Annotated in this window: 4 protein-coding genes and 2 riboswitches; all 4 genes read right to left on the bottom strand. The window is 72.3% G+C overall.

Translation table 11 applies throughout. The features are described from left to right. Nucleotides 1-1531 (bottom strand): glycine dehydrogenase (locus BGO15_RS13220; RefSeq protein ID WP_502689173.1); only part of this gene is annotated, 1531 nt, incomplete at its 3' end. A gap of 17 nt (nucleotides 1532-1548) precedes the next feature. Next, on the bottom strand, nucleotides 1549-1932 hold the full coding sequence (gcvH, locus tag BGO15_RS13215; protein ID WP_286748415.1) for a glycine cleavage system protein GcvH: 384 nt from the start codon (nucleotides 1930-1932) through the stop codon (nucleotides 1549-1551). Further along, a complete protein-coding gene (gene gcvT, locus BGO15_RS13210; RefSeq protein WP_286748414.1) occupies nucleotides 1929-3062 on the bottom strand; it encodes a glycine cleavage system aminomethyltransferase GcvT in 1134 nt (377 codons plus the stop codon). The genes gcvH and gcvT overlap by 4 nt, the downstream gene beginning before the upstream one ends. 48 nt (nucleotides 3063-3110) lie before the next feature. Next, a riboswitch (glycine riboswitch) is annotated at nucleotides 3111-3217 on the bottom strand. Between the two features lies 1 nt (nucleotide 3218). Further along, a riboswitch (glycine riboswitch) is annotated at nucleotides 3219-3314 on the bottom strand. A gap of 79 nt (nucleotides 3315-3393) precedes the next feature. Then, the gene (locus BGO15_RS13205) at nucleotides 3394-4569 is read right to left on the bottom strand and encodes a MarP family serine protease (protein WP_286748413.1); all 1176 of its coding nucleotides are present in this window, start codon (nucleotides 4567-4569) and stop codon (nucleotides 3394-3396) included. Nucleotides 4570-4860 lie beyond the last annotated feature (291 nt).

Below are 4860 nucleotides of genomic sequence, written 5' to 3'. Positions count from 1 at the left end.
TGAGCTTCATCGTGCACGAGCCGAGGGGGATCATGCCGCGGTCCAGGGCGTAGTCGCGGTCGGCGAGCTGCTTGAGGTAGCGCATCATGGCCGTCTCCGACCGGTGGGTGCGGAAGACGGGATGCGTGAGGTACTCGTCCTCGCGTCGCAGCACCTGCGCCACGCCCGCGAGCGGCGGCGCGGCGGCGAAGGGCAGGTCGCGTACGTCGTGCTCGTCGGCATCCGGGAGACCGAAGGCCCACGCGACCGCCGCGAGGTCGTCGGCGGTGGTGGTCTCGTCTACGGAGACGCCCACCGTCGCGTCATCCACCCAGAAGAGCTGGTAGCCCTTGCTGCGCGCGCGCTCGATCACACGTGCGGCGGGGCCGGGGGTGGACACGCGGATCGTGTCGAAGAACGCATCCGTGGCCAGGGAGAGACCGTAGGAACGCAAGCGCTCGGCGAGGGCCTCCGCCTTGCGGGCGACGTCCGTCGCGATCGCGCGGAGTCCATCCGGACCGTGGTACACGGCGTACATCGCAGCCATCACCGCGAGGAGGACCTGGGCCGTGCAGATGTTGGATGTGGCCTTCTCGCGGCGGATGTGCTGCTCGCGTGTCTGCAGCGCGAGGCGGTAGGCCGGGTGCCCCGCGGCATCCTGCGACACGCCCACGAGCCGACCGGGCAGCTGCCGTTCGAGTCCCTGGCGCACGGCCATGTAGCCGGCGTGCGGCCCGCCGAAGCCGAGCGGGACCCCGAAGCGCTGCGTCGTCCCCACCGCCACGTCCGCGCCCAGCGAGCCGGGCGAGCGCAGCAGCGTGAGGGCGAGCAGGTCGGCGGCCATGACCGCCAGTCCCCCCGCCACGTGGGCTGCGTCGATGATGCCGCTCGGATCCCAGACCCGGCCGGACGCGCCGGGGTACTGCACGAACACGCCGAACAGCTCGTCGGGCAGCGTGGCCCCGTGCGCCAGGTCGAGCTCGACGAGACGGACGCCGACCGCCGCCGCCCGCACGCGCAGGAGGGCCTTCGTCTGGGGCAGCGCGTCCGCGTCGACCACGAACACGTCGGACGTCGCCTTCGAGCCGCGCCGGGCCACCAGCATCCCTTCCACCACGGCCGTGGACTCGTCGAGCATCGACGCGTTCGCGGTCGCGAGGCCGGTGAGGTCGGTGACCATGGTCTGGAAGTTGATCAGCGCCTCCAGGCGCCCCTGCGAGATCTCCGGCTGGTACGGCGTGTACGCGGTGTACCAGGACGGATTCTCCAGGACGTTGCGTGCGATCACCGACGGCGTGAACGTGTCGTAGTAGCCGAGGCCGATCATGGGCCGCGCGACCCGGTTCTGGGACGCCAGCGTGCGCAGCTCGGCGAGCGCCTCGGCCTCTGTCGCCGCGGGCGGGATGTCGGTGGTCGCGCGCTCCCGCACGTGGATGGATGCCGGCACCGCCGCCTGCACCAGTGCGTCGACGCTCTCGTAGCCGATCGCGTCGAGCATGCGGCGCTGCGCGTCGTGGTCGGTCCCGATGTGCCTGGCGGCGAAGCCGCCCATGGACGCGTCGACGGGGGTCACTCGGCGCCGCCGGTGAGTGCGAGGTACGCGACACGGTCGAGCAGCCCCGCGACCGCACCGGGGTCGACCCGCAGCTTCACGAGCCACCCGTCGCCGAACGGGTCGGCGTTGATCGCGGAGGGGTCGTCGTCGAGCGCGGTGTTCGCCTCGACCACCTCGCCGTCGACAGGCGCGTACAGCTCGCCGACGGACTTGGTGGATTCGATCTCGCCGCACACCTGACCGGCCGAGACGGTGGTCCCGGCGGCAGGCAGCTCGGCGAAGACGACGTCGCCGAGCTTCTCCGCCGCGTAGTCCGTGATGCCGACGGTCGCGACATCGCCGTCGAGCGCGACCCACTCGTGCTCGGCGGTGTACTTCAGAGTGTTGAGATCGGTCACTTCGTCCTCCGGTAGAAAGGCAGTTCGGTCACGGTGGCGGGCACGAGCGTGCCCCGTACATCGATGGAGAGGGTGCCGCCGGTCGCGGCGTGGTCGGGGGCGACGAGCGCCATGGCGATCGGATGCCCGAGGGTGGGACTCAGCGCCCCGCTGGTCACGACGCCGATCTCGGCTCCGTTCTCGTCGCGCACGGCGTAGCCCGCACGCCCTGCGCGCCTGCCTTCCGCCGCGAGCCCCACGAGCACGGGCCGACCTGCGGCCTCGACGGCGAGCGCCGACCGGCCGACGAAGTCGTCGTCGCCGCGGGCGACCGCACGCCCGAGTCCGACCTGGACGGGTGAGACATCGAGCGAGAGCTCGTGGCCGTAGAGCGGCATGCCTGCCTCGAGGCGCAGGGTGTCGCGGGCCGCGAGTCCGGCGGGCACGAGGCCGTGGCCCTCGCCCGCACGTCGCAGGGCATCCCACATCGCGAGGGCGTCCTCCGTGCGCACGAAGACCTCGAACCCGTCCTCGCCGGTGTAGCCCGTGCGCCCGATGTGGACGGGCACGGGCTCCGCCCCGGGCGACGGGACGAAGTCGGCGTGGGCCATCCGGTAGTAGCCGAGTTCGCCGAGCGGCGTCGTCCAGCCCGAGATCTCCGTCGTGTCGGCGAGGACCGCCGGCGACGCGGGACCTTGAACCGCGATCAGTGCGATGCGGTCCGTCCAGTCCTCCACGCGGACATCGCGTCCCTGGATGCGCTCGGCGAACGCCGTCGCCACCGCATGCCGGTTGCCGGCGTTCGCGACGACGATGAAGCGCTCCGCGTGCTGGCGGTAGACGATCACGTCGTCGACGATGCCGCCCGTCGTGTCCAGGACGAGGGAGTACTTGGCCTGGTCGTCTGCGATCGTCGACAGCCTGCCGGAGAGCGCGAAGTCGAGGAACGCGCCCGCGTCCGGCCCCGCGACGAGGAACTCGGCCATGTGCGAGATGTCGAAGATCCCCGCGGCCTCGCGCACGGCCCGGTGCTCGGCGAGGTCGGAGGTGTAGCGGACGGGCATGGACCATCCACCGAAGTCGGTGAACGAGGCGCCGAGCGCCTCGTGGCGCTCGCGCAGAGGGGTGAAGCGCGGTTCTGGATGGGTCATGAGCTCTCCCGGATCTGACGGGCGGGCGCCGGTCGACGCCCGATGAACTCCCCCTCTGTCATGAGCCTGAGAGCTTCGCCGCGGCCCGAGGGCCGCCTGCTTTCACCGTCGGCGGATCCGTCACGTGCAGCAGCACGGATCGCTTTCCAGAGCGGCCGGACGCGTACGGTACGCGGACCTGAGAGATTGGCGGGGAGGCTTGCTCCTTCGGTGCCGGGGGCGATGTGCCTCCGGCTCTCCCGCACGCGTCGTTCGGCCTGTCTTCAGTTGCGCGACCAGTGTATCCGCCGCGGACGGGTTCGCGTGGCCCCACGCGGGCACCTCGCGGGCATCATCCGGTGCAGCGCCCCGATGACACCGTCGACGTGAGCGTAGGGGCCTTCGCGACGACGGGTGACAGGACCGTGCTGGTCATGGCGTACCCGCGGTCGGAGCCGTCCTCGGCGCGAGCGAACACGACGCCGGCGACGGTGCCGGCGGCGGTGAGCAACGGACCGCCGGAGTTGCCGGGCTTGACGGCGGCAGCCAGGGAGTACACGTCGCGCGGAGCGTCACGCGCGTCGTAGATGTCCGGGACCGACACCGTCCCCCGGTCGATGACGCGGGCGTCGCCCATCGTGAAGGGACCGCCGTACGGGTAGCCGGCCACGACGGCGGAGGCGCCCGCGGCGAGCGCCGGGGTGACGGCCAGCGGCCGGGCCCCGAGGCCCCTCGCCCGGATCACCGCGAGGTCGTTCGTCGGATCGAAGTAGACGACGCGCCCCTCGACGGCCGACCGCCCCGGCAGCTCGACGATGGGCCGCGTCACGCCCGCGACGACGTGCGCGTTCGTCACGAGCTCGTCGTCCGCGATCACGAACCCCGTTCCGGTCAGGCTCATCCCGCACGCGTAGGCGACGCCGCTGATGCGCGCAACCGATGCGGCCGCCCTGGTCAGAGCCGGGTCGTCGAGGCGCACGGGCGGCGCCGTGGTCCCTGGCTGCGGCGAGAACAGGACGCCCAGTCGGGGCAGGCCTTCGCTGAGCACGGCGCCGCGCAGCTCAGCCAGGCCCGACGCGACCGGGGGCGGGACGAGCGCGTCGATGACGCGGAGGACACGGGACGACGCGACCGCCGGGGAGACCGTCGGGATGCCGGTCGTGGCGATGCTCGATCCGGCGAGCGAGATCACGAGCGCCGCGATCACGACGCTGACGCCGCCACCCAGGACACGGTCGACGACCCGGAGCGGGGTCGCCCGATCCACGCCCTTGCGCACCGCAAGACCGAGCATCGAGCCGAGCGCCGCTCCCCCGGCCAGCAGCACGATCGACGCGCCCACGACCGCCACCGCCCGCCACGCCGGGAGCGGGATGGCGCCGGCGATCAGAGGGCCGAGGCCGTAAGCGGCCGCACCCCCCGCGACGAGGCCGACGAGCATGCCGATGCTCGCGACCAGCCCGCGCGTCGCGCCGCCGACCACGGCGGCCACGAGCAGCACGATCACGATCACGTCGACGACGAGCACGCGGCTCCCTTCCCGGTGTCCTGCCTACGAAGGCTACGCACCGAGGCTGGGAGGACGCGGGGGTTTGCCTTCAGGTCGAGCTGACTATAAGATCGGAGCACCAGTTAGGGTCACCATGACACAAACCACATCCCTCCCTCCCGTCGCCGTGCGGTCCTCGGCACCCGCGACCGGGCGCGGGACCGACGACGTCACCCGCGTCGCCGTCTCGACGGTGATCTTCACGCTCCGTCGCGAAGCGGGCTGCGACCGCGCCTCGCTCGCGCTCCCCCTGGTCCGCCGCACACGCGA

Origin of the sequence: Microbacterium sp. 71-23 (genome assembly GCF_001897265.1) — a bacterium.
Taxonomy (GTDB): Bacteria; Actinomycetota; Actinomycetes; order Actinomycetales; family Microbacteriaceae; genus Microbacterium; species Microbacterium ginsengisoli.
This window is presented reverse-complemented; position numbering and strand designations above follow the sequence as displayed.

Coding starts and splice junctions, on each gene's coding strand:
- gcvT (WP_286748414.1), bottom strand. CDS start 3,062: ATGACCCATCCAGAACCGCGCTTCACCCCTCTGCGCGAGCGCCACGAG.